At 74.9% G+C, this 24,875-nt stretch carries 25 protein-coding genes; 6 read left to right on the forward strand and 19 right to left on the reverse strand.

The window, feature by feature from the left end; translation table 11 throughout:
* Positions 1-180 precede the first annotated feature (180 nt).
* The gene (locus tag ACI8AF_RS25535; RefSeq protein ID WP_456542584.1) at positions 181-996 is read right to left on the reverse strand and encodes a GNAT family N-acetyltransferase; all 816 of its coding nucleotides are present in this window, start codon (positions 994-996) and stop codon (positions 181-183) included.
* Positions 997-1,096: 100 nt separating this feature from the next.
* Between ACI8AF_RS25535 and coaA the strand changes: the two genes are divergently transcribed.
* Positions 1,097-2,059 carry a type I pantothenate kinase gene (gene coaA / locus ACI8AF_RS25540; protein ID WP_456542585.1) on the forward strand — a complete coding sequence of 321 codons (963 nt, stop codon included), beginning with the start codon at positions 1,097-1,099 and terminating at the stop codon, positions 2,057-2,059.
* A 4-nt stretch (positions 2,060-2,063) separates the two neighbouring features.
* Here coaA and ACI8AF_RS25545 read toward each other — a convergent pair whose 3' ends face one another.
* Positions 2,064-2,573: a pyridoxamine 5'-phosphate oxidase family protein gene (locus ACI8AF_RS25545; protein ID WP_456542586.1), complete on the reverse strand. Its 510-nt coding sequence runs from the start codon at positions 2,571-2,573 to the stop codon at positions 2,064-2,066.
* A gap of 282 nt (positions 2,574-2,855) precedes the next feature.
* Here ACI8AF_RS25545 and ACI8AF_RS25550 point away from each other — a divergent pair, with 282 nt between their 5' ends.
* Complete coding sequence (locus tag ACI8AF_RS25550; protein WP_456542587.1) at positions 2,856-3,053, forward strand: DUF5999 family protein; 198 nt, start codon at positions 2,856-2,858, stop codon at positions 3,051-3,053.
* Between the two features lie 12 nt (positions 3,054-3,065).
* Here ACI8AF_RS25550 and gcvP read toward each other — a convergent pair whose 3' ends face one another.
* The 17 genes from gcvP to ACI8AF_RS25635 all read right to left on the reverse strand — a co-directional run bounded on the left by gcvP (position 3,066) and on the right by ACI8AF_RS25635 (position 20,406).
* Positions 3,066-6,053 carry an aminomethyl-transferring glycine dehydrogenase gene (gene gcvP, locus ACI8AF_RS25555; protein ID WP_456542588.1) on the reverse strand — a complete coding sequence of 996 codons (2,988 nt, stop codon included), beginning with the start codon at positions 6,051-6,053 and terminating at the stop codon, positions 3,066-3,068.
* Between the two features lie 115 nt (positions 6,054-6,168).
* Complete coding sequence (locus tag ACI8AF_RS25560) at positions 6,169-6,741, reverse strand: MerR family transcriptional regulator (protein WP_456542589.1); 573 nt, start codon at positions 6,739-6,741, stop codon at positions 6,169-6,171.
* 294 nt (positions 6,742-7,035) lie between these two features.
* Complete coding sequence (locus ACI8AF_RS25565; RefSeq protein ID WP_448623444.1) at positions 7,036-7,518, reverse strand: bifunctional nuclease family protein; 483 nt, start codon at positions 7,516-7,518, stop codon at positions 7,036-7,038.
* 104 nt (positions 7,519-7,622) lie between these two features.
* Positions 7,623-8,366, reverse strand: a complete 744-nt coding sequence (ftsR, locus tag ACI8AF_RS25570) for a transcriptional regulator FtsR (protein ID WP_456542590.1) — start codon at positions 8,364-8,366, stop codon at positions 7,623-7,625.
* Between the two features lie 3 nt (positions 8,367-8,369).
* Positions 8,370-8,888, reverse strand: a complete 519-nt coding sequence (gene odhI / locus ACI8AF_RS25575; protein WP_456542591.1) for an oxoglutarate dehydrogenase inhibitor Odhl — start codon at positions 8,886-8,888, stop codon at positions 8,370-8,372.
* A gap of 265 nt (positions 8,889-9,153) precedes the next feature.
* A complete protein-coding gene (gcvH, locus tag ACI8AF_RS25580; protein ID WP_456542592.1) occupies positions 9,154-9,555 on the reverse strand; it encodes a glycine cleavage system protein GcvH in 402 nt (133 codons plus the stop codon).
* A 47-nt stretch (positions 9,556-9,602) separates the two neighbouring features.
* Positions 9,603-10,556: a DUF881 domain-containing protein gene (locus ACI8AF_RS25585; RefSeq protein ID WP_456542593.1), complete on the reverse strand. Its 954-nt coding sequence runs from the start codon at positions 10,554-10,556 to the stop codon at positions 9,603-9,605.
* Positions 10,553-10,885 (reverse strand): small basic family protein, encoded by a 333-nt coding sequence (locus ACI8AF_RS25590; protein WP_456542594.1) that lies wholly within the window; start codon positions 10,883-10,885, stop codon positions 10,553-10,555. Before ACI8AF_RS25590 ends, ACI8AF_RS25585 begins: the two co-directional genes overlap by 4 nt.
* A 3-nt stretch (positions 10,886-10,888) precedes the next feature.
* Positions 10,889-11,803 (reverse strand): DUF881 domain-containing protein, encoded by a 915-nt coding sequence (locus tag ACI8AF_RS25595; RefSeq protein ID WP_456542595.1) that lies wholly within the window; start codon positions 11,801-11,803, stop codon positions 10,889-10,891.
* Complete coding sequence (locus tag ACI8AF_RS25600; protein WP_456542596.1) at positions 11,800-12,456, reverse strand: CDP-alcohol phosphatidyltransferase family protein; 657 nt, start codon at positions 12,454-12,456, stop codon at positions 11,800-11,802. The genes ACI8AF_RS25595 and ACI8AF_RS25600 overlap by 4 nt, the downstream gene beginning before the upstream one ends.
* Positions 12,457-12,584: 128 nt before the next feature.
* Positions 12,585-14,660, reverse strand: coding sequence for an elongation factor G-like protein EF-G2 (locus ACI8AF_RS25605; RefSeq protein ID WP_456542597.1), 2,076 nt, complete (start codon positions 14,658-14,660; stop codon positions 12,585-12,587).
* 15 nt (positions 14,661-14,675) lie between these two features.
* On the reverse strand, positions 14,676-14,873 hold the full coding sequence (locus ACI8AF_RS25610) for a DUF1918 domain-containing protein (RefSeq protein WP_456542598.1): 198 nt from the start codon (positions 14,871-14,873) through the stop codon (positions 14,676-14,678).
* A gap of 66 nt (positions 14,874-14,939) precedes the next feature.
* Positions 14,940-15,437: a DUF2243 domain-containing protein gene (locus ACI8AF_RS25615; RefSeq protein WP_456542599.1), complete on the reverse strand. Its 498-nt coding sequence runs from the start codon at positions 15,435-15,437 to the stop codon at positions 14,940-14,942.
* Positions 15,438-15,532: 95 nt separating this feature from the next.
* Positions 15,533-16,384 (reverse strand): ABC transporter ATP-binding protein, encoded by an 852-nt coding sequence (locus ACI8AF_RS25620; protein ID WP_456542600.1) that lies wholly within the window; start codon positions 16,382-16,384, stop codon positions 15,533-15,535.
* A complete protein-coding gene (locus ACI8AF_RS25625; RefSeq protein WP_456542601.1) occupies positions 16,384-18,219 on the reverse strand; it encodes a branched-chain amino acid ABC transporter ATP-binding protein/permease in 1,836 nt (611 codons plus the stop codon). Before ACI8AF_RS25625 ends, ACI8AF_RS25620 begins: the two co-directional genes overlap by 1 nt.
* A complete protein-coding gene (locus tag ACI8AF_RS25630; RefSeq protein ID WP_456542602.1) occupies positions 18,216-19,100 on the reverse strand; it encodes a branched-chain amino acid ABC transporter permease in 885 nt (294 codons plus the stop codon). Before ACI8AF_RS25630 ends, ACI8AF_RS25625 begins: the two co-directional genes overlap by 4 nt.
* A gap of 67 nt (positions 19,101-19,167) precedes the next feature.
* On the reverse strand, positions 19,168-20,406 hold the full coding sequence (locus ACI8AF_RS25635) for an amino acid ABC transporter substrate-binding protein (RefSeq protein WP_456542603.1): 1,239 nt from the start codon (positions 20,404-20,406) through the stop codon (positions 19,168-19,170).
* 258 nt (positions 20,407-20,664) lie between these two features.
* On the opposite strand from ACI8AF_RS25635, the gene ACI8AF_RS25640 reads away from it, so the two are divergent.
* From ACI8AF_RS25640 to ACI8AF_RS25655, 4 genes are all read left to right on the forward strand, one after another.
* Positions 20,665-22,221: a phytoene desaturase family protein gene (locus tag ACI8AF_RS25640; protein WP_456542604.1), complete on the forward strand. Its 1,557-nt coding sequence runs from the start codon at positions 20,665-20,667 to the stop codon at positions 22,219-22,221.
* 29 nt (positions 22,222-22,250) lie between these two features.
* Positions 22,251-23,375 (forward strand): MFS transporter, encoded by a 1,125-nt coding sequence (locus ACI8AF_RS25645; protein WP_456542607.1) that lies wholly within the window; start codon positions 22,251-22,253, stop codon positions 23,373-23,375.
* 68 nt (positions 23,376-23,443) lie between these two features.
* Positions 23,444-24,463 (forward strand): LacI family DNA-binding transcriptional regulator, encoded by a 1,020-nt coding sequence (locus ACI8AF_RS25650; protein ID WP_456542605.1) that lies wholly within the window; start codon positions 23,444-23,446, stop codon positions 24,461-24,463.
* A gap of 88 nt (positions 24,464-24,551) precedes the next feature.
* On the forward strand, positions 24,552-24,875 hold a 324-nt coding region (locus ACI8AF_RS25655; protein ID WP_456542606.1), incomplete at its 3' end, for a hypothetical protein.

Consider the following 24,875-nt stretch of genomic DNA (forward strand, 5'->3'; position numbering starts at 1 on the left):
TGGTTCAGCTGGACGGGCATCGGGGGCTCCCTCGGGCCGGGGGGGGGGGGGGGGGGGGGGGGCCCCCCCCACCCCCCCCCCCCCCCCCCCCCCCCCCCCCCCCCCCCCCACCCCGCCCCCCCCCCCCCCCCCCCCCCCCCCCCCCCCCCCCCCCCCCCCCCCCCCCCCCCCCCCCACGGGTCAGGAGTCGGTGTCGGGGGGTTCGGCGACGCCCGTCGTGGCGAGGCGGGCGAAGCCGACCCGCTCGTAGACCCGGGCGACGTCGTCGTCGCCGGCGGTGAGGAAGACGAGGTCGGCGGTCTCGCGGGCGTGCGCCGTCAGCGCCGAGGCGAGCGCGGCGCCCAGCCCCCGGGCGCGCAGCCGGGGCAGCGTGGCCACCCCGACGATCTCCGACACCTCGGCGCCGTCGACGTCGACCGGCTGGTGCGAGCCGACGGCGACCGGTTCGTCGTCCTCGACGGCGACCATCATCACCGTGCGGCCGGCGGCGATCCGCTCGCGCAGCACCGCCGTGCGGGCCTCGGCCTCCGGCGAGGTGTCCAGCGGCCCCTCGTCGACGTCCCGGCGCCCGCCGGGGTGGGCGAAGGCGACCTGGGCGACGCGCTCGTAGCGGGGCAGCTCGGGGTCCTCGGCGCCCACCAGGTAGAGCCGGACGCCGTGCGGCAGCAGCAGCTCCACCGGCTCGTCGGCGACCAGCAGCGGCAGCTCGTCGACGGCCAGGCCCGCCTGGCGGGTCACCGCGGCCAGCTCGGGCGAGCGCTCGCAGGTCCACTCGAGTCCCACCGGCAGGCCGCTGCCCTCCTGCAGGACGACGGCGGCGGCGACGTCGTTGGGGGTCACCTTGCCCGCGCCGGCGCGCGGCCGGGCCGGGTAGGGCCAGGCGGGGTCACCGATCGGGACGTCGAGCGCGCCGACCGCCTCGATCCGCGCGTCGGGCAGCGGCGCGGCGGCGAAGTAGCGCTCGATGCAGTCGAGCAGCCCGCGCGAAGTCGGCACACCGGCACAGTAGACGCAGCTCCGCCCGGGTCTCCCCGTTCCGGCCGATCGGCCGCCCCCGCCCACCCGGCCGGGTGACCCCGCAGGCCCGGACGGCACCATGGTCGCCGTGACGGCCGGGACCCGACCCCAGATCTCGCCCTACGCGGTGTTCGACCGCGGTTCGTGGCGAGCCCTCGCGGCGGGGTCGACGCTGCCGCTCGACGCGGCCCAGCTGGAGGCGCTGGCCAGCCTGGGCGACCGGATCGACCTCGACGAGGTGGCCACGGTCTACCTGCCGCTGGCCCGGCTGCTCGACCTGCACGTCGCCGCCAGCCGCGCGCTGTGGGCGGCGCAGCACGCCTTCCTCGGCGACCGCACCGAGAAGGTGCCCTACGTCATCGCCGTCGCCGGCAGCGTCGCCGTCGGCAAGAGCACGACGGCGCGCCTGCTGCAGACGCTGCTGGCCGCCTCGCCCGGCGCCCCGCGGGTCGACCTGGTCACCACCGACGGGTTCCTGCTGCCCAACGCCGTCCTCGAGGCGCGGGGGCTGCTCGGCCGCAAGGGCTTCCCGGAGAGCTACGACCGGCGGGCGCTGCTGCGCTTCCTGGCCGACGTGAAGTCGGGGATGCCGGAGGTGAGCGCGCCGGTGTACTCCCACCAGTCCTACGACATCGTCCCCGAGGCCCGGCAGACGGTGCACCGGCCCGACATCGTGGTGATCGAGGGCCTCAACGTGCTGCAGGCCGGCCACCGGGCCGACGGCACGGTCCCGGAGGTCTTCCTCTCCGACTTCTTCGACTTCTCCGTCTACGTCGACGCCGCCGAGGCCGACATCCGGCAGTGGTACGTCGACCGGTTCCTCGCCCTGCGCCGGACGGCGTTCGCCGACACCTCGGCGTACTTCCACCGGTTCGCCGACCTCTCCGACGAGCAGGCCCGGGAGACGGCGCTGGGCATCTGGTCGGCCGTCAACGGCCCGAACCTGCGCGACAACATCGCGCCCACCCGCTCCCGGGCCCGGCTGGTGCTGCAGAAGTCGGCCGACCACTCGGTGCGCCGGGTGCTGCTGCGCAAGCTCTGAGGGCTCAGGGGCGGTACCGCGTCTGACCGTGCCCGCCGCCGAACGCGAGGACCTTGGCCGGCCGGACCCGGTAGACCCGGGCCCGGCCGCCGCCCTCGACGACCTCGACGAACTCCTCGCCGGACACCTCGAAGTGCCAGTCGTCGCCGTACTTGGCACGCCATGCCCCGGCCAACTGCCGCAGCTCGGCGGGGTCGCTCACGCGGACGGCGGTGCCCTCGACGACCACGTCGGTCCCGCTGTCCCAGCCGCCCGCCCCGGTGCTGCCCGTCGTCACCGCGACGTGCGGGTTGACGTCGAGGTTGCGCGCCTTCTGCTCCTCGGCGCCGGTGCAGAACGCGAAGGCGCCCTCGTGCCAGACGCCGACGAGCGGGACGGCGTGGGGACGGCCGTCGGCGCGGACGGTGACGATCCAGTACAGCTGCGCCTCGGTCAGCAGGCGCTCGATCTCGGCCCACGGCGGCGGGGTGGCCGACGCATCGCCGTACCTGGGGTCGATCTCTCCGGTGGTCATGCGGGTCGGACCCCGGGCGGGACGGCGACTCATCGGGCCGGTGCCGTTCCGGCACGGACCGTCCGGATCCCGGCCGTGTGGCGGGCGCGGCCGCTGGGCATGCTGCGCCGCGGTCCGGGCGGTGCGCCATGGCGAGAACTGCCCACCCCGGCGGGTGACGGTGGCGCGTCCACCCGCTGACAAGGAGGTGTGAGCGGGGGCACACTTCAGTCACGCCCGTAACAGGACGAACACGCCTAGTGACACCGGCTGCCCGGCCGGAGCGCTTCCCCAGGAGAGACCATGTGCTCCCACACCACCCCGTGCCCCGACGCCGACAGCGACGCCCGCGACCTGGCCGTCGTCGTCTCCAGCCACCCCGAGCAGGGCTGGCGGCTGCTGTGCAACGGCGTCGTGCTGTTCGACGACGACGGCGAGCTGCTGCCCGACGGCCGGGCGGTCCCCGACCACCACACCTGGCAGCTGCCCCAGCTGGTGTAGCGCCGGGCGCCCTCAGGCCCGGGCGCCCACCACGTCCTCCGTCGTCCCCAGGTCGTCGGGTGCGCTCTCGGCCCGCGCCGGGGTGCGCCCCCCGTTCAGGTCGGCGGCGATCTCGGCCGGGTCGGGCTCGGCGAACGCCTCCGGCGACGGGCACGAGCAGACCAGGTTCCGGTCGCCGTAGGCCTGGTCGATGCGCCGCACCGGGCTGAGGTACTGCCGGCCCACCAGCCCGCGCACCGGGAAGACCGCCGTCTCCCGCGGATAGGGCCGGCCCCACTCCCCCGTCACCATGGCGAGCGTGTGCGGCGCGTTGCGCAGCGGGTTGTCCGTCCGGTCGTACTCGCCTGCGGCGACCTTGCCGATCTCCGCGCGGATCGTCGCCATCGCCTCGACGAACCGGTCGAGCTCGCCCATGTCCTCGCTCTCGGTGGGCTCGACCATCAGCGTCCCGGCGACCGGGAAGCTCATCGTCGGCGCGTGGAAGCCGAAGTCGATGAGCCGCTTGGCGATGTCGTCGTTGGTCACCCCGGTCGCCTTGGTCAGCGGCCGGATGTCGAGGATGCACTCGTGCGCCACGAGGCCGGCGGCGCCGGTGTAGAGCACCGGGAAGTGCTCGCGCAGCCGCGCCGCGAGGTAGTTGGCGCCGAGGATGGCGTGCTCGGTGGCCCGCCGGAGCCCGTCGGGGCCCATCAGCCGCAAGTAGGCCCACGAGATCGGCAGGATGCCGGCCGAGCCCCACGGCGCGGCCGAGATCGTCGGCCCCGCGCCGCCGGTGTCGGCCAGCGGGTGACCGGGGAGGAACGGCACCAGGTGCTCGGCGACCCCGATCGGCCCGACACCCGGACCGCCGCCGCCGTGCGGGATGCAGAACGTCTTGTGCAGGTTGAGGTGGCTGACGTCGGAGCCGAACCGGCCCGGCCGGGCCAGCCCCACCATCGCGTTGAGGTTCGCCCCGTCGACGTAGACCTGGCCGCCGGCGTCGTGCACCGCCGCGCAGATCTCCTGCACCTCGGTCTCGAACACCCCGTGGGTCGAGGGGTAGGTGAGCATGATCGCGGCCAGCCGCGCGGCGTGCTGCCCGACCTTGGCCCGCAGGTCGCCGAGGTCGACGTTGCCGGCGTCGTCGCAGGCCACCACGACGACGCGCATGCCGGCCATCACCGCGCTGGCGGCGTTGGTGCCGTGCGCGGAGCTCGGGATGAGGCAGACGTCGCGGTGCTCGTCACCGCGGGAGCGGTGGTAGCCGCGGATGGCCATCAGGCCGGCGAACTCCCCCTGCGAGCCGGCGTTGGGCTGGACGCTGACCGCCGCGTAGCCGGTGATCTCGGCCAGGTCGGCGCACAGCTCGTCGATCAGCCGCCGGTAGCCGCGGGCCTGCTCGGCCGGGGCGAACGGGTGCAGGGCCGCGAACTCCGGCCACGTGACCGCGGCCATCTCGACCGCGGAGTTGAGCTTCATGGTGCACGAGCCCAGCGGGATCATCGTGCGGTCGAGCGCGAGGTCCTTGTCCGACAGCGACCGCAGGTAGCGCAGCATCGCCGTCTCCGACCGGTGTGCGGAGAAGACCGGGTGGGTCAGGTACGGCGTGCGCCGGCGCAGCGCGGCCGGGAGCGCGTCCGGACCCCCCTCGGGCAGCTCGCCCGCGGCCACCCCGAAGGACTCGGCCACCGCGCGCAGGATCTCGGGCGTGGTGGTCTCGTCGCAGGCGGCCTGGACGGTGTCGGCGTCGACCCGCCACAGGTTGATCCGCCGCTGCGCCGCCGCTGCGACCACCTCGTCGGCCCGGCCGGGCACCCGGACGGCGAGGGTGTCGAAGTAGCTGTCGTGGGCCAGCTCCAGCCCGCCGGCGGTGAGCCAGCCGGCCAGCGCCTGGGCGCTGCGGTGCACCCGGGCGGCGATGGCGGCCAGGCCCTCGGCGCCGTGGTAGGTGGCGTAGGCGCCGGCCATGACGGCGAGCAGCACCTGCGCGGTGCAGATGTTGCTGGTCGCCTTCTCGCGGCGGATGTGCTGCTCGCGGGTCTGCAGCGCCAGCCGGTACGCCGGGGCGCCGTCGACGTCGACCGAGACGCCGACCAGCCGGCCGGGCAGCTGCCGGGCGAGGTTCTCCTGCACCGAGAGGTAGCCGGCGTGCGGGCCGCCGTAGCCCAGCGGGACACCGAAGCGCTGCGTCGTCCCGCAGGCGACGTCGGCGCCCCACTCCCCCGGCGCCTCCAGCAGGGTGAGGGCGAGCAGGTCGGCGGCGACGACGACGGAAGCGCCGGCCTCGTGGGCGGCGGCGGCCAGCGCTCGGTGGTCGCGCACGGCGCCGCTGGCCCCCGGGTAGGACAGCAGGACGCCGAACGCCCCGGCCTCGGGCAGGTCGGCCGGCCAGCCGCCGGACAGGTCGGTGACGTGCAGCCGGATGCCCAGCGGCTCGGCGCGGGTCTCCAGGACGGCGAGGGTCTGCGGCAGGGTGTCGGCGTCGACCACGAAGACGGCGTCGGGCTTGGCGCGCCCCGCGCGGCGGACCAGCGTCATCGCCTCGGCGGCGGCGGTGGCCTCGTCGAGCATGGAGGCGCCGGCGACGGGCAGGCCGGTCAGGTCGGCGACCACCGTCTGGAAGTTCAGCAGCGCCTCGAGCCGGCCCTGGCTGATCTCGGGCTGGTAGGGCGTGTACGCGGTGTACCAGGCGGGGTTCTCGAGGATGTTCCGCTGGATCACCGCGGGCGTGACCGTGCCGTGGTACCCCAACCCGATCATCGAGGTGTAGACGTCGTTGTCGGCCGCGCGTTCGCGCAGCTGGGCCAGGACGGCGGCCTCGTCGGCGGCGGGCGCCAGCGCCAGCGGCGCGCGGTCGCGGACGCCCTCGGGCACCGTGGCGTCGACCAGCGCGTCGAGCGAGTCGTAGCCGACGGCGGCGAGCATCTGGGCCGTCTCGTCCGGCCGTGGGCCGATGTGGCGGGCGGGGAAGGAACCGGACGGATCGAGGTCGGCGAGCGACGGGAGCGCGCGGTCGGTCACTGGCTGGAGGCTACCAGCGGGCAGGACGGGCGCACGGCGGCGTCACCACCCGCCCATCACGTGCCGAGCCCGCCCCGCGGCGCGGGGAGAGCAGGAGGAGAGCGGGCGGAGCGGCTCAGACGGCGGCGCGGCGGCGGCGCCGCTGGGACAGCTCGTCGTCGGAGGGGTGCACGGTGCTGCCGTCGATGCGCTCGGCCGGCAGCTCGGCCAGCTCGCCGGACAGCTCGCGCAGCGCGCCGGAGACCGCGATGCCGAAGACGCCCTGGCCGCCGGCGAGCAGGTCGACGACCTCCTCGGCGGAGGTGCACTCGTAGACCGTGGCGCCGTCGGAGAACAGCGTGACGTTGGCGAGGTCCTTGATCCCGCGGTTGCGCAGGTGGTCGACGGCCTTGCGGATGTTCTGCAGCGAGACGCCGGTGTCGAGCAGCCGCTTGACGACCTTGAGCACCAGGATGTCGCGGAAGGAGTACAGCCGCTGCGTGCCCGAGCCGGTGGCGGTGCGCACCGACGGGGCGACGAGGCCGGTGCGCGCCCAGTAGTCCAGCTGCCGGTAGGTGATGCCCGCGGCGGCGCAGGCGGTGGGGCCCCGGTAGCCGACGAGATCGGTGTCCACGTCGTCGTAGGAGGGCGCGCCGACCGCGGCGTCGCTGAAGAGCTGACCCTGGGAGCCGTTGCTCTGGTCGCTCACGTCCAGCGTCCTCCTCGTGTCCCGGCCCGCAGCTGCGGCGGTGGACCCGGCGCTGCACCCACCAACCTCAGGCGTCACACCGGTGTTGTTCGCCGACCGTAAGCCGGGCCCTGGGGTGGGTCAACTGAGGAAGGCGGCGTGTCGCTGTGCTCTACCCGAACGAGGTGGGTGCAGCGACCCTACCGCCGCGACCGGCCCCCGCTCCGGTCGCGGTACGACTCGTGACCGGACCGCGATCCGGAACCGTCCGTCCCGGCCCCGGGGGTCCGGTCACCGGAGCACGGCCGCCGGAGTTCAGCCGCCGGAGCCGGAGCCCGCGCCGAAGTCCTCCGGCGAGATCTGGTCGAGGAACTCCCGGAACTTCTCGACCTCGTCCTCCTGCTCGTCGGGGATCTCGATCCCCACCTCGTCGAGCAGGTCCTCGGCGCCGAAGATCGGCGCACCGGTGCGCACGGCGAGGGCGACGGCGTCGGAGGGCCGGGCGCTGACCACCCGGTCGTCGCCGAAGACCAGCTCGGCGATGTAGATGCCGTCGCGCATCTCGGTGATGTTGACCGCCTCCAGGGTGGCCCCGAGCGCGCGGACGACGTCCTTGAGCAGGTCGTGGGTCATCGGCCGGGCCGGGCGCACGCCCTGCTGCTCGAACGCGATCGCGGCGGCCTCGACCGCGCCGATCCAGATCGGGAGGTACCGCTCGCCCTGCGTCTCCTTGAGCAGCAGGATCGGCTGGTTGCCCGGCAGCTCCACACGCACGCCGACGACTCGAAGCTCCTGCACGGTGCGGCTCCCTCAACAGCGGCCCGGGGGTAGCGGGCGCGGGCGGTCACGTCGGGCACCCGGTGCGCGGCCCCGGCACCCGACGCCCTCACGGTACGCCCGACCTAGGGGCGGAGGAGATCCCGGAGTCGCGCCTCCAGCAGGGCGGTGTGCAGCTGCGCGGAGAGCGCCGCGAGCTCCCGCAGCTTCTCCGTCGCGCGGGCCCGCGCCTCCTCCGAGCGGGCCCGCAGCAGCGGCGCCACCAGCTGCTCGATCAGCCCCGCCTCGCGGTCGGCACCGTTGCTGTAGCCGCGCAGGTGCCGCGGCTCGATGCCGTGCCGGGCCAGCCCCGCGGCGGCCCGGGCGACCGGCAGGTCGGCGGCGGGGTGGCGGCCCTTCCCGTCGGGCACGAGCAGCCCGAACTGCACGCAGTCGGCCAGCTGCTCGGGCTCCAGGCCGGCGGCCCGGGCGAACTGGTCGGCCGGCATCGGCCCGCCGCGGTCGTCGTCCCCACCCGGCCCGCCGGCCGCCGGCGGCGGCACGGCCACCGGGCCGGTGGCCGCGGCGGGCAGCGGCTCACCCCGGTCGAGCGCCTCGAGGTGCTCCTTGATGACGCGCAGCGGCAGGTAGTGGTCGCGCTGCGCGGCCAGGACGTAGCGCAGCCGCGCCACGTCCGCCGAGGAGAACTTCCGGTAGCCCGACGGCGTGCGCTGCGGGTGGACGAGGTCCTCGGACTCCAGGTACCGGATCTTGCTGATCGTCACGTCGGGGAAGTCGTCGCGAAGAACAGCCAGCACCTCGCCGATGGTCAGGCGGGGGGTGTGCTGGTCGGCGGCGGTCCCGATCGCGCTCTCGCGCGGGTCGGGCACCGGTCAGCGGGCGGCGGGCTCGCCGGTGCGCGGACCGGTGAGGTAGACCAGCCGGAACTTGCCGATCTGCACCTCGTCGCCCCCGGCGAGGGTGGCGACGTCGACCGGCTCGCGGTTGACGTAGGTGCCGTTGAGGCTGCCGACGTCGTGCACCGAGAAGCCACCGCCCTCGCGGTGGAACTCGACGTGCCGGCGGCTGACGGTCACGTCGTCGAGGAAGATGTCGCTGTCGGGGTGCCGGCCGGCGGTGGTCACGTCCTGGTCGAGGAGGAACCGGCTGCCGGCGTTCGGGCCGCGCTTGACCACCAGCAGGGCCGAGCCCGGCGGCAGCGAGTCGACGGCGCCGGCGTGCGCGTCGGCGGTGTCCGGGGTGACCTCGACCTGCTCGCCGGAGTCCTCGCCGCCGACCTTGGGGATGACGCTGGTCGACTCCCCCACCCGCTCCTGCGACAGGGCGGCACCGCACTGCGCGCAGAAGCGACTGCCCTCGGGGTTGTTGTGGCCACAACGAGTGCAGTGCACGTCTGTCTCCTCCGGTGCAGGTGGCACCGCCGCGGGCCAGGTGGCTGGCCGGCGGCGGCCGGCGTACGACGGGCCGGACAGCCCGTCGCGGGTCGGCCACCGTGGGGTCACGGCGCGCCGTGGGTCATGGAACCAGCCGGTCGGCCCGAGGGTCAACCGGACGTACAAGGTGAGGGTCGGGCCCGCCGACTGGCCGTCGGAAGACCCGGTCCGACCGAGAGCATAGTGAGCGCGACGCGCCCGTAACGCCCGCGGTCGGCGCACTCTAGGACGCGTCGACCAGCGCCTGGTAGGCGTCGGCGTCGAGCAGGCCGGCGGTCGGGTCGCCGTCGCCCTCGACGCGGATCTCGACCAGCCAGCCCTCGCCGTACGGATCGGCGTTGACCGTCTCCGGTGCGTCGGTGAGGCGGTCGTTGACGGCGCTGACGACGCCGGCGAGCGGCGCGTACACGTCGGACACCGACTTGGTCGACTCGACCTCGCCGATGGCGGCGCCGGGGGCCACCTCCTCCCCCACCTCGGGCAGCTGGACGTACACGATGTCGCCCAGCGCGTCCTGCGCGTGGTCGGTGATCCCGACCCGCACGACCGTCGCACCGTCCTCGGAGCCCTGGACCAGGGCCCACTCGTGCTGGTCGGTGTAACGGCGGTCGCCGGGTGTGGCCATGCGGTGCGGCTCCTCGTGCAGGGGGTGGGGTGAGGACGGCGACGGCGTCAGTCGCCGTCGGACTCCGGCGAAGCGTATTCAGGCGTGTCGAGGGGTCGCAACGCGTCCACCACGACCAGGTCGGCCTGGGCGATCTCGACCGACCCGCCGCGGCCGCCGATCCGCTGGACCACGCCGCCGGGGATGTTCATCGCCGTCTCCAGGTCGGGCGGCGAGCCGATGGCCAGCACCTCGTAGGGCGCGGTGATCTCCTGGCCGTCGACGAGCAGCTCCCCGGGCTCGCCCGTGACCGCGCTGGAGACCCCGATGCGCACGCCGTCGATCTGCATGGTCTCGGCCCCGGCGCCCCGCAGCTCCTGGATGGCGTCGAGCAGGTCGGCGACCCGCACCTCGCCGTCGGGGTCGCGGATCACCATGCGCAGGCCCGGGCCCTGGGCGGGGATGGTGCCGTTGAGGATGCCGATGGCCTCGGCCCGCTGGCGGGCCTCCTCCAGCGCGGCCGCGGACTGGCTGTCGGAGTTGTTCAGCTGCTCGAGCGCCGCGCGCTGCTCGGCGATCTGCTGGCGCAGCCGGTCCTCCTGCGCGTTGAGCTCGTCGAGGATGCGGACCAGGTCCTCCTCGCGCGCGCCGGCCAGCAGCCCTTCTGCGTCGTTGCTGCGCACCTGCACCGCGAAGGCGAAGCCGAGCAGCAGCGTGAGGACGCCGATCAGCACCGCGGCCAGCGGGTCGCGCCGGCGGCGGCGAGGGACCGGGGTGGCCGGGGCGGCTGCCTCGTCGGCCGGCTCGGGCCCCTCCTCGGCGACCGCCGGCTCCGCCCCGTCGGCGGGCGCTGCATCGGCGTCGGCGGGCTCGTCGTCCGCCTCCGGTTCGTCGTCCGCCTCTGGTCCGTCGTCCGGCCCCGGCTCGTCGGGGTCGACGGACGCCTCGGCCGGGACCTCGGCTCCCGGCTCGCCGGGCGGGTCCTCCTCCGGCGCGGCGCCGGGCCGTCGCTCGTCGCTCATGCCCGGAAGACGTGCCGGCGGATCGCCGCCGCGTTGCCGAAGATGCGGATGCCCAGCACGACGACGACGGCGGTGGACAGCTGCGCGCCGACCCCCAGCTGGTCGCCGAGGAAGACGATCAGCGCCGCCACGACCACGTTGGACACGAACGAGATGACGAACACCTTCGCGTCGAAGATGCCGTCGAGGCGGGCGCGGAACCCGCCGAAGACGGCGTCCAGCGCGGCGACCACCGCGATCGGCAGGTAGGGCTGCAGCCACAGCGGCACGGTGGGGTCGAAGACCAGCCCGAGGACGACGCCGAGGGCCAGGCCGAGGATCGGGATCACGGGTCAGCCCCCCGGGGCCTGGTCCGGCGCCGGCTCGTCCGGGAGGGGCACGGCCGAGCGCAGCTCGGGCGGGGCGGCGGCGGGCAGGGACAGCTCGTTCTCCTTGGCGAAGTCGAAACGCAGCCCGTAGGACTCGGAGATGACGGCCAGGGCGCCGACCTCGGGGCTGGCGAGGAACTCGTCGCGCAGCGCGTCCGGGTCGCCGATCGCGCTCACCTCGTACGGGTTGGTCACCGGGTTGAAGTCGACCAGCACCGCCTCGCCGGCGAAGCGGATCGCGCTCGTCGGCCCGAGCCGCTGCCCGTTGATGCTGACCGCCTCGGCCCCGGCGGCCCACAGCGCGTTGACCACCAGCTGCAGGTCGCCGTCGCGCACGAGGCCGTTGGGGTCGGTCTCGGCCTCCCCGCCGACCGGGTCGGAGTCGGCGTCGGGCTCGGCGTCGGCCAGCGTCACCAGCAGGCCCGGACCGGTCACCGCCACCGCCGCCGCGCCCGCCTCGGCGGCGGCGAGCTGCTCGAGCGCGCGCTGCCCGACGGCGGTGGTCCGCAGCGCCTGCTCGCGGGTCCGGTTCACCTCGGTGCGCAGCGCGGCCAGCTGGTCGGCGAGCCCGTCGGCGGTGGCGGTCTCGTCGCGGATGTCGCCGAGCAGCGCCGAGCGGACCTCCTCGCGGCCACCCGCCCCGGCGGCGGCCTGGTCGTAGGTGACCGCGGCGAGCAGCCCGGCGACCACCATGACCAGCGCCACCACGAGCTGCCCCCGGCGCCGCCGCGGACCGGTGCCCGGCGGCTCCTCCCCCGCCGCGGCCTTGCGGGCCGCGGCCTGCCCGTAGGCGGGGTCGAGGGTCTCGGCCATCACCTGGTCGAGCAGCGAGGCGCCCATCGAGCGCAGCCCGCCGCCGCGTTGCAGGGTGGAGCTCACGGCCCCGCCCCGGTACGCGCCGCGCGCACCAGGCCGGCCGCCTGCACCACGTAGAGCAGGCCGGCGAGCAGGTAGAAGGCGGTGCCCCAGATGGTGAAGGCCCACGCCACGGGCTCGGCGACCCGCGCCACCGGCCCGTCGCCCTGGGCCAGCAGCAGGATCGGGAAGGCGTAGAGCATGAGGAAGGTCGCGGCCTTGCCCAGGTAGTGCACCTGCAGCGGCATGTAGCCGTGGCGGCGCAGCACCAGCAGCGTGACCGCCAGCACCACCTCGCGGCCGACCAGCACGAGCACCAGCCCCAGGGGCACGACCTCGCGCAGCGTCAGCGCGACCAGCGCGGCGACGATGTAGAGGCGGTCGGCCGCCGGGTCGAGCAGCGCGCCCAGCCGGCTCCCCTGGTCGAGCAGCCGGGCGAGCTTGCCGTCGGCCCAGTCGCTGACGCCGGACAGGGCGAGGACGACGATCGCCCAGCCGTCGGCCTCGGGGCCCAGCAGCAGCCAGAGGAACAGCGGGACGCCGAGCAGCCGGAGCACCGACAGCGCGTTGGGCACCGTCCACACGCGGTCGGCCAGCAGGTTGCGGTCGGGCAGGGGGACGGCGGGGGCGCCCGGGGGGACGTGGGCAGCGGCCGACGGCCCGTTCGACGTCGTCACTGCTCCTCCAGCCTCGTGCACACCGTGCCCGAGGCTAGTCGAAGGACCCTCGTGCCCCCCACCACTCGCGAGCTCGCGGCGGGTCCGTGCACGAGGGCCGCTCCCGCCCCTCTGCTACCGCGCCGCCCTCACACCGGCACGGCCACCACCGACGCCGGGGCCGGCTCGTAGCCCAGCGGCCGCCGGCTGAAGCTGCCGGTGCCGTGGGAGACCGAGCGCAGCGCGCTGCCGTAGGTGAGCAGCTCGACCTCGGGCACCTCGGCCCGGACGACGGTCCGGTCGCGGTCGGGATCGGGGTCGGCGTCGCTGCCGGTGACCCGGGCCCGCCGCGAGGAGAGGTCGCTCATCACCGCGCCCACGTACTCCGCGGGCACCGACACCTCCACCTCGCACCACGGCTCGAGCACCTTCGTGCCCGACGCGGCCACCGCCTCGCGCAGCGCCAGCGCGCCGGCCGCCTGGAACGCGGCGTCGGAGGAGTCGACCGAGTGCGCCTTGCCGTCGACCAGGGTCAGGTGGACGTCGACGATCGGCCGGTCGCCGGAGACGCCCCGCTCGGCCTGCGCGCGGATGCCCTTCTCGACGCTGCCGTGGAACTGGCTGGGCACGGTGCCGCCGACGATCCGCTGCTCGAAGACGATGCCCGAACCGGGGGGGCCGGGCTCGACCTCGAGCACCACGATCGCGTACTGCCCGTGGCCGCCGGACTGCTTGACGTGCCGGCCGGTCACCCGCGCCGACCCGGCGAGGGTCTCCACCATGGGCACCCGGACCGGCACCGTGTTGACGGCGACGCCGTGCCGCGTGCGCAGCCGGTCGAGGAGCACCTCGGCGTGCGCCTCCCCGACGCACCACAGCAGCAGCTGGTTGGTGTCGGCGCGGCGCTCGAGCCGCACGGTGGGGTCCTCCGCCACCAGCCGGGCGAGGGCGGTGGCCAGCCGGTCCTCGTCGGCGCGCGAGGCGGCCTCGACCGCGACGGGCACCTGCGGGACGGGCAGGTCCCACGGCGGCACCAGCCGGGGGTCCTCCGGGGAGGAGAGGGTGTCGCCGGTCTCGGCCGAGGTCAGGCGCGCGACGGCGCAGACGTCGCCGGCCGGGCAGGAGGAGACCGTGCGCAGGGTCGCGCCCAGCGGTGAGGAGAGCGCGCCGATCCGCTCGTCGACGTCGTGGTCGGGGTGCCCGCGGTCGGCCATGCCGTGGCCGGAGACGTGCACCGGCGTGTCCGGCCGCAGGGTGCCGGAGAAGACGCGGACCAGCGACACCCGGCCGACGTAGGGGTCGGTCGTCGTCTTGACGACCTCGGCCACCAGCGGGCCGTCGGGGTCGCACGACAGCGACGGGGCCGGGCCGCCGTCGGGCCGGGTGACCGGCGGGCAGCCGTGCTCCATGGGGCAGGGGAACGCCGAGACCAGCAGGTCCAGCAGCTCCGCCACGCCGACGCCGGTCAGCGGGGCGACGGCCAGGATCGGGTGGAAGTGCCCGCGCGCGACCGCGGTCTCGAGGTCGGCGATCAGGTCGGCGACGACCAGCTCCTCGCCGCCGAGGTAGCGGTCCATGAGGGACTCGTCCTCGGACTCGCCGATGATCCCCTCGATGAGCTCGCCGCGGAGCCGGTCGGCGTCGCTGACCTCGACGTGCGGCTCCAGCAGCGAGACCAGCCCGGTGGGCGAGCCGTCGGCGCCGCGCTCGACCAGGTGCAGGGGGAAGACGCCCTCCCCCAGCATCAGCTGGCACATGCGGACGGCCTCGTCGACGTCGGCCCGCGGCCGGTCCAGCTGGGTGATGACCACCGCGCGCGGCATGCCGACGGCGGCGCACTCCTCCCACAGCTGGACGGTCGCGGCGTCGACACCGTTGACGGCGGACACCACGAACAGGGCCGCGTCGGCGGCGCGCAGCCCCGCCCGCAGCTCGCCGACGAAGTCCGGCGAGCCGGGGGTGTCCAGGAGGTTCAGCTTGTGACCGGCGTGCTCCACGGCTGCCACGCCGAGGGACACGGAGCGCTGCTGGCGGACCTCGACCTCCTCGTTGTCGAGACAGGTCGTGCCCTCCTCGACCCGGCCGGCCCGGGGCAGCGCGCCCGTGGCGACCAGCAGCGCCTCGGCGAGCGTCGTCTTCCCCGCGCCGGCGTGGCCCACCAGCGCCACGTTGCGCACCTGCTGTGCGGGACGCGGCGCCGGCGCCGTCCCGGTGTCCTTCGCCATGGCTGCCCGTCCCGCTCAGCCGGCTGCGGTCTCGCGGACCACGGCCGCGGTGCCGGACGGGTAGAACAGCCCCGTGTGCCCGTCGGGCGACCACTTCACCAGGTACGGGGGCCCGCCCGACTCACCCCGCACCTCGAGCACCTCTCCGGTGCGCTCCGGCTCCCCCTGGTGGGTGGAATGGACGACGATCCGGTCACCGACCCTGGCTTCCACGGCGGCCTCCATTGGCGCGACGGGGCTGTGTTGTGGGTCACAGCCTCCCCTCGGCGCCGGGCCGGATCAAGCCCCTGCGACCGTCATCGCCCGCACACCGCGGCGGTGCAGCGCCCAGCCCCCGACGGCCAGCAGGACGCCGGAGGCGAGGAAGCCGAGATCCCACGACAGCGGGCCGCCGAGGTCGTCGCGGACGTGGTGCACGCCCAGCAGCTGGTGGTCGATCAGCCCCTCGACGAGGTTGAAGACGCCCCACCCGGCGAGCACCAGGCCGACGTGGAAGCTCCAGCTCGGCGCGAGCCGGCCCTGCCGCCAGGCGTGCAGCGTGACCAGGGACGCGGCGAGCACGAGCACCCAGGTGGCCAGGTGGAAGAAGCCGTCGGCCACCGTGTTGTGCTCCAGCCCGGCCAGCGTCGTCGGCGACCGGCCGGGCACGTCGCTGACCATGTGGTGCCACTGCAGCACCTGGTGCAGCACGATCCCGTCGACGAACCCGCCGAGACCGAGCCCGTAGAGCAGCCCGGCCGCGCGGGAGGGGAACCGGCGGTCCGGTGCGCTCGCCACCGGGAGGGCCTACCCGCCCTGCGCGCCGAGATGCGCACGAGGGAGGTGACCCGGCCCCGGAACACCTCCCCAGTGCGCATCTCGGCGCGATCGGCTCAGCGGGTGCCGGTCGCGGCCAGCGGCGTCGTCCCCCCGCCGGCGGCCGGCGGCTGCGGGCCCGGCGGGGGTGGCTCGGCCCCGGGCGTGGCCGAGTCGGCCGGCACCGCCTCCGCCGCGGGCGGCGGCGGGGTGTGGCCGGTGCTGCCGCCGAAGTACATCTGCGCGAGGTCGGGGTCGGCGAGGACCGCCTCCGCGGTCCGCTGGGTCACCACGCGGCCGCTCTCCATGACGATGCCGTCGGTGGCCATCCGCATGCCGAAGCGCACGTTCTGCTCGACCACCAGGATCGTCTTGCCGCTCTCCCGCATGAGCATCACCGACCGGTAGACCGTCTGCAGGGCCTTGGGGTCCAGGCCGAGCGAGGGCTCGTCGAGCAGCAGCAGGACCGGGTCGAGCATCAGCGAGCGGGCGAACTCGACCATGCGGCGCTGGCCGCCGGAGAGGTTGCCCGCCTTGTCCGCCGCCCGCTCGGCGACGATCGGGAACAGCTCGGCCACCGAGTCGTACCGGCGGCGGACCAGCCCCCGGTCGCGGCGGATCATGTAGCCCCCGAGCAGCACGTTCTCCCGCACGGTCAGGTTCGGGAAGAGCGCGTTGGCCTGCGGCACCTGCGAGACGCCGGCCTTGAGGATGTCGGCCGGGGTGGACCGGTGGATCGGCGTCCCGTCGAGCGTGATCTCGCCGAGCCGGGGGTTGAGCAGGCCGCTGACCGTGCGCAGCACGGTGGACTTGCCCGCCCCGTTCGGCCCGACGATGCAGGCGACCGCGCCCCGCTCGACGTCGATGTCGACGCCCTGCAGCACGTCGCCGCCGCCGTAGCCGGCGACCACCCCGCGGAGCTTGAGCATCAGGAGCTCACCCTTTCCGGCTCGAGCTGGAAGTCGTCGCCGAGGTAGGCGTCGATCACGGCGGGGTCGGCCTGGATCTGCTGCGGCGAGCCCGACGCCATCGTCGCCCCGCGGGACAGGACGTGGACGGGGTCGCACAGCCCCAGCACGAAGGGCATGTTGTGCTCGACGATGAGGAACGTCTTCCCGTAGGAGTTGAGCTCGCGGATCATCTCGGCCATCCGCTCGATCAGCACCGGGTTGATGCCGCCGGCGGGCTCGTCGAGCAGGATCAGCTTCGGGTCGAGCATGAGGATCTGGGCGAGCTCCACCAGCTTCTGCTGGCCGTAGGACAGCGCCCGCGCCTTCTGGTCGCGGAAGGCGCGCATGCCGACGAACTCCAGCAGCTCCTCCGCGGCGCGGGCCTCCGGGCCGCTGACGGCGATCTTCCCGAGGTGCCCGAGGGAGAACGAGCGCTGCGCGGCGACGACGTTCTCCAGCACGGTCATCTCGCCGAACAGGCGGGTGATCTGGAAGGTCCGCCCGAGGCCGAGGTGCGCCCGGTCCCAGGAGGGCAGCCGCTCGATCCGCTTCCCCGCGAAGGTGATCTCCCCGGCGTCGGCGGCGATCGTGTTGTCGATCAGGTTGAACACCGTCGTCTTGCCCGAGCCGTTCGGGCCGATCAGCCCGGTGATCGACCCGGCCGGCACGGTGAACGAGCAGCCGTCGACCGCGCGCAGGCCACCGAAGCTCTTGCGCAGGCCGGACACCTCCAGCAGCGGCCGGCCGGCCGGGGTGGTGGTGTCGGGCTGCAGCCGCTCCTTGAGCGACTCGAGGCTGCCGCCGGTGCCGATCCGGGCGCCGACCAGGCCGGCCTTGCCCTTCGTCCGCCGGCGGTCGAGCAGCGACTCGACCGCCGGCAGCACCCCCTTGGGCAGCAGGATGACGACGGCGACGAGCAGCCCGCCGAAGAGGAACAGCCGGGCGTTGCCGCCGCCGAAGTCGTTGTTCGCGACCTCGTTGAGCGGCTCGATGAGGAACGCGCCGAGCACCGGGCCCCACAGCGTGCCGCGGCCGCCGATCAGCAGCGACAGGATGATCTGGACGCTGATCAGGATGCTGAACATGCCGCGCGGGTCGATGAAGGTCAGGTAGTAGCCGTAGACCGCACCGGCCATGCCGACGAACACGGTGCTGGCGACGAACCCGATGATCTTCTCGACCGGCAGGTTGATGCCGATGGTCGCGGCCTTGGTCTCGTCCTCGCGGATGGCGATCAGGCCCATGCCCAGCTTGGTCCGGCGGATCCACCAGGTCATGAGCACCTGCAGGGCCAGGATCGCCAGCAGCGCGTAGTAGAAGGGCCAGTTGAGGACGTCGCGGTCCCAGGACGGCAGCGGCAGGGTCAGCCCAGCCGTCCCCTTGGTGACGCTCACCCAGTTGACCGCGAGCACCTGCACGAGGAACAGGAACGCCACGGTGATGATCACGAACGCCGGGCCGCGGGAGCGCAGCGACACCAGGCCCAGGCCGACGGCGACGACCGCGGCGACCAGCCCGGCGACCGGCACCCACAGCCAGGGGTTCACGCCCTCGAAGCGGGTCGCCAGCACGCCGATCGTGTAGCCGCCCAGCCCGACGAACGCCCCCTGGCCGAGCGAGACGTAGCCGGCGAACCCGGTGATGATGTTCAGCCCGCTGGCGCCGATGGCGAACACCAGCGAGAGGATGATCATGTTCTGGTAGTAGGCGTCGTCCACCGCCACCGGGAAGACGACGAGGAAGACCGCCGCCACGGCGACCAGCAGCCGCCCGATCCACAGCGGGCTGGTCAGGTCGCGGGCCGAGGGGCTCATGCCGCCACCGCATCCTCTCGCAGACGGGAACCGAGCAGGCCCTGCGGCCGGAACAGCAGCACGGCGAAGACGATCAGGTAGGGCACCGCGGTGGCCCACGCCGGCGAGACGTAGGCCGCGGTCATCGTCTCGGCGACGCCGAAGAGCATCGCGCCGAGGATCGCCCCGTTGAGGCTGCCCATCCCGCCCAGGACGACGATCGCCAGCAGGCGGGCGATCCACTGGTAGTGGGCGCCGGGGACGAACGGGTACATGACGCCGACGATCGCGCCGCCGGCGCCGGCGGCGGCGATGCCGAGGCCGAACACCAGGGCGGCCACCGAGGCCACCCGGATGCCGACCAGCTCGGCGCCGGCCGGGTTGACCGCGGCCGCCCGGATGGCCCGGCCCAGCCAGGTGCGCGAGAGCACCAGGCCGAGCACGACCAGGACGGCGATGGCGACCAGCCCGCCGAACACCTGCGTCTTGGGCAGGAACAGGCCGAAGAGGTGGAAGGACTCGTCGGCGTAGCTCGGGCGGATCGCCGTGGAGTTGTTGCCCCAGATCGAGCCCATCGCCGCCTCGAGCACCAGCGCCAGGCCGAAGGTCAGCAGCACCGTCGAGACCATGGGCGCGGTGCGGATCCGGGCGACGAACAGCTTGTAGGTGACCCAGCCCAGGGCGAACACCACCGGCGTGGTGATCACGATCGCCAGCAGCGGGTCGATGCCGGCGGCGTCCCAGAGGCTGTAGGTGAGGAAGGCCGCCACGATCAGGAAGGCGCCGTGCGCGAGGTTGATCACCCGCATGACGCCGAAGATCAGGGTCAGCCCGCCCGCGACGAGCGCGTAGACCCCGCCCAGCAGCAGCCCGAGCAGCAGGTTCTGCGCGAACTCCGTCATGCCGTCCCCCTCCTCGAGCCGGGGCCCGCCGGGCGCGGGTGCGCGCCCGGCGGGCTCGTGGGACCGGTCACGCGCCGTCGCCCGTGGGCAGCCAGCCCTGGACGATCGTGTCGGTCGTGGCGGCGTCGGTCGGCAGGATGATCTCCGAGGTGCCGTTCTGCCACTGGCCGATGAGGAACTCGCCGATCGGGCTGCCGTCCTCGTTCCAGCTCAGCTCGCCGAGGATGGTCTCGACCGGGTTCTCGCGCAGCCAGTCGGCCAGCGCCTTCTGGTCGTCGATGCTGCCGACCGCCTCGACGGCGGCCTGGAGCACCTGGCCGGCGGCGTACGCGTCGGCGGCGTCCTCCGGCGGCGCCCCGCCGAACATCTCCTCGTAGGTCGCCACGAACTCCTCGTTGCCGGGGGTCGAGGCCTCCGGCGTGTGGCTGACCGCGTACATGATCCCCTCGGTGTTCTCCACGCCCACCGCCTCGGCGAACTGGTCGGCCTGCGAGGGGGCGCTGGTCTGGTACAGGTACCGGGGCTGGAAGCCGAGCTTGCGCATCGACCGGATGAGGCCGACGCCGTCCTCGAACACCGCGCCGCTGACGACGAGGTCGGGGTTGGCGCTCTTCATCGCGTTGACGATCGTGTCGAAGTTGCGGGTGTCGATCGCGTAGGTCTCCTGGTAGACCGTCTCGATCCCGGCGGCCTCGAGGACCTCGCGGATGCCCTCGACGTTCGGCGCCGCGAACGGGTCGTCGATGGTCGGGTACGCCGCCGTCCGCGGCCGCTGGTCGTCCGGCAGGCTCGCGATCCACTCGGCGAAGACCAGGCCCTGCTTGTCGGCGGTGGCCTGCTGGGCGAAGAACAGGTACTCGAAGCCGCGGTTGAACATGTCCGGCGAGCCGCCGGCCGGCTCGACGAAGAGCATCTGGTTGCGCTCGGCGACCGCCGACGCCGGCAGGTTGAGCAGGGAGGAGAACGTGCCGAGCAGCAGGTCCACCTCGTCCTGGCTGATCAGCGCGTTGTAGTCGGCGACGATCGTGTTCTGGTTCGAGGCGTCGTCCTTGATGATCAGCTCGACGTCGCGGCCGAGCAGGCCGCCGTTCTCGTTCACCAGCCGCTCCCACACCTGGTAGCCCTCTTGCGCGGCGGTGCCGGGCTGCGAGAACTCCCCGGTGAGGGGCAGCGACGTGCCGATGGTGATCGTGTCGCCGTCCGAGCCGCCACCGCCGTCGTCGCCACCGCAGGCGGCGACGCCCGCCACCAGCAGACCCGTGACCGCCAGCGTGCTGAGGCGCCGGCGGAGCCGAACGTGCGACATGCTTCCTCCTGACCGAGCCGCAATCGATTGCGGGTTCGCCGAATGGTGTGACGGCAGCCACAGCCTGTCAAGGACTCTGGCGGAATCGGTGGCGGGAACGTTGCCGACGCGCTCGCCTCCCCGCGGCAGAGGCCGCCGGCCCCGCTTCTCGGCTCCCGGACACGGCCGCGAAGGCCGCGCGCGGGGCGGCGACGACCGGGCGAGTCTTGCAATCGAGTGCATGGAGTGCCACCGTTCCGACCGGACGAGGGAGGCGGGATGGCGGCTGGGGTGCCGGAGGGTGCGGACGTCGTCGTGGTGGGCGCGGGCCACAACGGGCTGGTGGCGGCCGGCTACCTGGCCGCGGCCGGGCTCGAGGTCGTGGTGCTCGAGGCCGGGCCCGCGCCCGGCGGGGACACGATCACCGAGGAGCTCACCCTCCCCGGCTTCGCCCACGACTCGTGCTCCAGCGCGCACGTGCTCATCCAGTCCAACCCGCTGATCCGCGACGACGAGCTCGGCCTGCAGGCCCGTCACGGCCTGCGGTACCTGGCCACCGACCCCGCGGTGGTCCTCCCCCAGCCCGACGGCGACCTGCTGGTCATGCACCGCGACCTCGAGGCCACGGCCGAGGAGCTGGCCCGGTGGTCGGCCGCCGACGCGCGCGCCTTCCGGCAGCTGATCGGCGAGTGGACCGGTGAACTGGCCGCGGTCCACGGCCGGTGGAGCTCCGGCCTCGACCTGGGGGACGGTCCCGCCGCCGACGCCTACCGGGCGCTGCGCCGGCGCAGCGCCTGGGACGTCGTCCACGAGCGGTTCGCGCACCCCGTCGTCCGCTCGTTCGTGCTGTGGCTGGCCATGGCGACCATCCAGGACCCGCGGCGGCCGGGCACCGGTGTCCTGCCGTCGTCGCTGACCGCCGGGCGGCTGGCCTTCGGCTGGTCGACGCCGGTCGGCGGCTCCGGCGCGCTGCCGGGTGCGCTGGTCCGCCAGATCGAGGCGCACGGGGGCCGGGTGGTGTGCTCGGCGCCGGTGGCGCAGGTCGAGGCCGACGGCGACCGGGTGACCGGGGTGCGGCTGGCCGACGGCACGCGGGTGGCCGCCCGCCGGGCCGTGGTGTCCAGCGCCCACCTGGCCCGGCTGGCCGACATGCTCGTCGGCGCGCAGGTGCCCGACGACCTGCTGGAGGCCCGCAAGACCTGGCGGCCGGGGCTGTCGGTGTTCGCCGTCCACGCCGCGCTGCGCGGCGACCTCGCCTTCCGCTCCCCGGCCGGCCCGGTGCCCAGCGTCGCCGCCGGCCTCGGCTCCGCCGACGGCGTGGTGCGCCAGCTGGACGCCTTCGCCCGCGGCGAGGCCGACGCCGGCGACCCGTGGCTGCTGGTGGTCAACCAGAGCGTGGTCGACCGCAGCCGCGTCGCCGGCGACGGCGGCACGTTCAAGATCCTCACGATCGCGCCGTACGAGCGGCGCGACGGGCGCAGCTGGGCCGACACCAAGGACGCCCACGCGGCCGCGCTGGTGGCGCTGGTGGCCGGGCGCGCCGACGGTCTGGACCCGGACGACGTGCTGGCGCTGCGCGCCGAGTCGCCGGTCGACGTCGCCGCGCACAACGTGCACAACCTGGGCGGCTCGTGCCACGGCGGGGAGTTCGAGCTGCCCGACGGCGGCGTCGTCCCGGGCTGGCCGGCCTACCGCACCGGGCTGCCCGGGCTGTACCTGACCGGGGCGACCACGCACCCCGGCGGGTCGGTGTCGGGGCGGCCGGGCCGCAACGCCGCGCGCGCCGTCCTCACCGACCTGGGTCTGGACCCGGCGCACGTGATGGGGCCCAGCTGAGAGCGGGCCGCCCGTCCCCCATCCGCCTGCTGCAGCTCACCGCCTTCGTCAGCACGCTGGACCGGTTCGCCATGCCGCCGGTGCTGCTGGCGATCGCCGCCGACCTGGACGCGCCGCTGTCCTCGGTGGTGCAGGCCGCGGGCGCCTACTTCCTCGCCTACGGCCTCTCCCAGCCGGTGTGGGGGCTGGCGTCGGACTCGCTCGGCCGGGTGCGCACCATGCGGCTGACCCTGCTCTGCGCCGGGGTGGCGTCGGTCGCCGCCGCCTTCGCCTGGACGCCGCTGGTGCTGGGGCTGGCCCGCGGGCTGGGCGGGGCGTTCTTCGGCGCGGCCTACCCGGCGAGCCTGGTCTACCTGGGCGACACGGTGCCGCCGCACCTGCGGCAGCGCGACATCGCCCGGCTGATGGTCGGGGTGGCGCTCGGCACCGGGCTGGCGTCGGTGGGCGCGGGGCTGCTGGCCTCGCTCGCCTCGTGGCGCGCGGCGTTCGTCGTCACGGGCGTCTCCGCGGTGCTGCTCGCCGCGGGCCTGCGGGTGCTGGCCGAGCCATCACGCGAGCGTCCGGCGGCGGGGCTGCTGGCGCCGCTGGGCCAGGTGCTCCGCTCCCGCCCGGCGGTGTTCGTGCTCGGCCTGGCGTTCCTCGAGGGCGCGGTGCTGCTCGGCGTGCTGACGCTCCTGCCGGCGGCGGTGGAGGCGGGCGGGGCGTCGGCGGCGCTGGCCGGCGGGGTGACGGCGGTCTACGGGGTGGCCGTGTTCGCCGCGGCGTCGGCGGTGGCCCGGCTGTCCCGCCGCCAGCAGCCGGCCCGGCTGATCGCGCTCGGCGCGGCGTCGGCGCTGGCCGCCTGCGTCCTGCTGGCGCTGTCGCGGGCGGCGGTGGTCGCCGTCCTGGTCACGCTGCTGCTCGGGCTGGCCTGGGCGGCGATGCACTCGTCCCTGCAGACCTGGGCGACCGAGGTGCTGCCCGCGGCGCGGGCCGCCGTGGTGTCGCTGTTCGCCGGCAGCCTGTTCGTCGGCAGCGCGCTGGCGGCGGTGGCCGTCGCGGGCCTGGCCGACGCCGGCCGGTACCGGGCCGTCTTCGTCCTGGCCGCCGCCGCGGCCGTGCCGCTGGGGGTGCTGGCGGTCTGGGGACGCGCGCGGTGGAGGAGGCCGGCATGACCCTGACGGGTGCCCCGCGGGGCCGGTCCTCCCGGCCCGGGGCCTCCCCCGGCCCTAGGATCGGCGCCGTGCCAGCGCCGACCCTGCGGGATGTCGCGGCCGCGGCGGGCGTCCACCCCGCCACCGCCTCCCGGGCGCTGAACCCGGAGACCCGGGCCCTGGTGAACGCCGAGACCGCGCGCCGGGTGCTCAAGGCCGCCCAGTCGCTGAGCTACTCCCCCAACCCGATCGCCCGCAGCCTGAAGACGGCGAAGTCGCGGACGATCGGCCTGGTCCTGCCCGACCTGACCAACCCGCTGTTCCCGCCCATCGTCCGCGGCATCGAGGACGTCCTCGGCCCGGCCGGCTACAGCGCTTTGATCGTCAACACCGACAACGACGCGGCCCGGGAGCAGGCGCTGGTCGACTCGCTGCGCTCGCGCCAGGTCGAGGGCATGATCATCGCCACCGCGCGGCTGGACCACCCGCTGCTGGAGCAGCTGCACGCGCAGGGCGTGCGGGTGGTGCTGGTGAACCGGCGCGCCGAGCACCTCGACATCCCGTGCGTCACCCCCGACGACGCGGCCGGGGTCTCCCTCGCCGTCGAGCACCTGGCCCGGCTGGGGCACCGCCGCATCCTGCACCTGGCCGGCCCGCAGACGACGTCGACCGGCGTGGTGCGGGCCAAGGCCTTCCGGGCGGCGGTCCGCGACCACGACCTGGACGACGACCCGGCGCTGACCGTCGCCGGCGGCTACTGGTCGGAGGCCGAGGGCGCCCGCGGGCTGCGCGAGGTCCTCGACGCCGGCACCGACTTCACCGCCGTCGTCGCCGGCAACGACCTCATCGCCCTCGGCTGCTACGACGTCTTCCGCGAGCGCGGCCTCTCCTGCCCCGGCGACGTCAGCGTCGTCGGCTTCAACGACATGCCGTTCCTCGACAAGCTGCAGCCGCCGCTGACCACCATCGCCGTCCCGCACCACGCGATCGGCGTCGAGGCCGCGCGGATGCTGCTCGAGTCGCTCGACGAGCCCGACCGCCCGGCGCGCTCGGTGCTGCTGCCGGTCTCCCTGGTCGAGCGCGCGTCGACCGCCGCGCCCGCCCGCTGACGGCGGGCGGACCCGCCCGTTGCCAGGCGGTGCCACCGCGCGGACCATGGCGCACGCGGGGGGCCGACGTCTCCGAGGAGGACGCGCCATGACCTCCCGCATCCCCGGCATCCCGACCGACGACCTGCCGCAGCCCCTGCGCGCCGAGCTCGGTGACCTCGTGCGCGAGGAGGTCGGGCGTGCGCTGGACGGCTACCTGGGCAAGGCGCGGGAGGGCCGCACGGGCACGCGCATGCTCGCCGGCGCCGCCGTCCTCGGCTCGATGTCGGCCGGGAGCGCGACGGCGCTGCTCATCCGGCTCCTGGAGCGGCGCCCGGCGGCCGCACCGGGGGTCGTGGGGGGGGGGGGGCCGCCCCCCCCCCCCCCCCCCCCCGCGGGGGGCCGGGCCCCCCGCCCGGGGGGCGGGTTCGCG

It is taken from the genome of Blastococcus sp. SYSU D00669 (assembly GCF_054050715.1).

What these genes read in the sequence shown, in the direction of transcription:
- coaA (WP_456542585.1), top strand. Translation starts at nt 1,097, where the DNA reads ATGGTCGCCGTGACGGCCGGGACCCGACCCCAGATCTCGCCCTACGCG.
- ACI8AF_RS25545 (WP_456542586.1), bottom strand. Translation starts at nt 2,573, where the DNA reads ATGACCACCGGAGAGATCGACCCCAGGTACGGCGATGCGTCGGCCACC.
- ACI8AF_RS25550 (WP_456542587.1), top strand. Translation starts at nt 2,856, where the DNA reads ATGTGCTCCCACACCACCCCGTGCCCCGACGCCGACAGCGACGCCCGC.
- gcvH (WP_456542592.1), bottom strand. Translation starts at nt 9,555, where the DNA reads ATGGCCACACCCGGCGACCGCCGTTACACCGACCAGCACGAGTGGGCC.
- ACI8AF_RS25585 (WP_456542593.1), bottom strand. Translation starts at nt 10,556, where the DNA reads ATGAGCGACGAGCGACGGCCCGGCGCCGCGCCGGAGGAGGACCCGCCC.
- ACI8AF_RS25605 (WP_456542597.1), bottom strand. Translation starts at nt 14,660, where the DNA reads ATGGCGAAGGACACCGGGACGGCGCCGGCGCCGCGTCCCGCACAGCAG.
- ACI8AF_RS25620 (WP_456542600.1), bottom strand. Translation starts at nt 16,384, where the DNA reads ATGCTCAAGCTCCGCGGGGTGGTCGCCGGCTACGGCGGCGGCGACGTG.
- ACI8AF_RS25625 (WP_456542601.1), bottom strand. Translation starts at nt 18,219, where the DNA reads ATGAGCCCCTCGGCCCGCGACCTGACCAGCCCGCTGTGGATCGGGCGG.
- ACI8AF_RS25630 (WP_456542602.1), bottom strand. Translation starts at nt 19,100, where the DNA reads ATGACGGAGTTCGCGCAGAACCTGCTGCTCGGGCTGCTGCTGGGCGGG.
- ACI8AF_RS25635 (WP_456542603.1), bottom strand. Translation starts at nt 20,406, where the DNA reads ATGTCGCACGTTCGGCTCCGCCGGCGCCTCAGCACGCTGGCGGTCACG.
- ACI8AF_RS25640 (WP_456542604.1), top strand. Translation starts at nt 20,665, where the DNA reads ATGGCGGCTGGGGTGCCGGAGGGTGCGGACGTCGTCGTGGTGGGCGCG.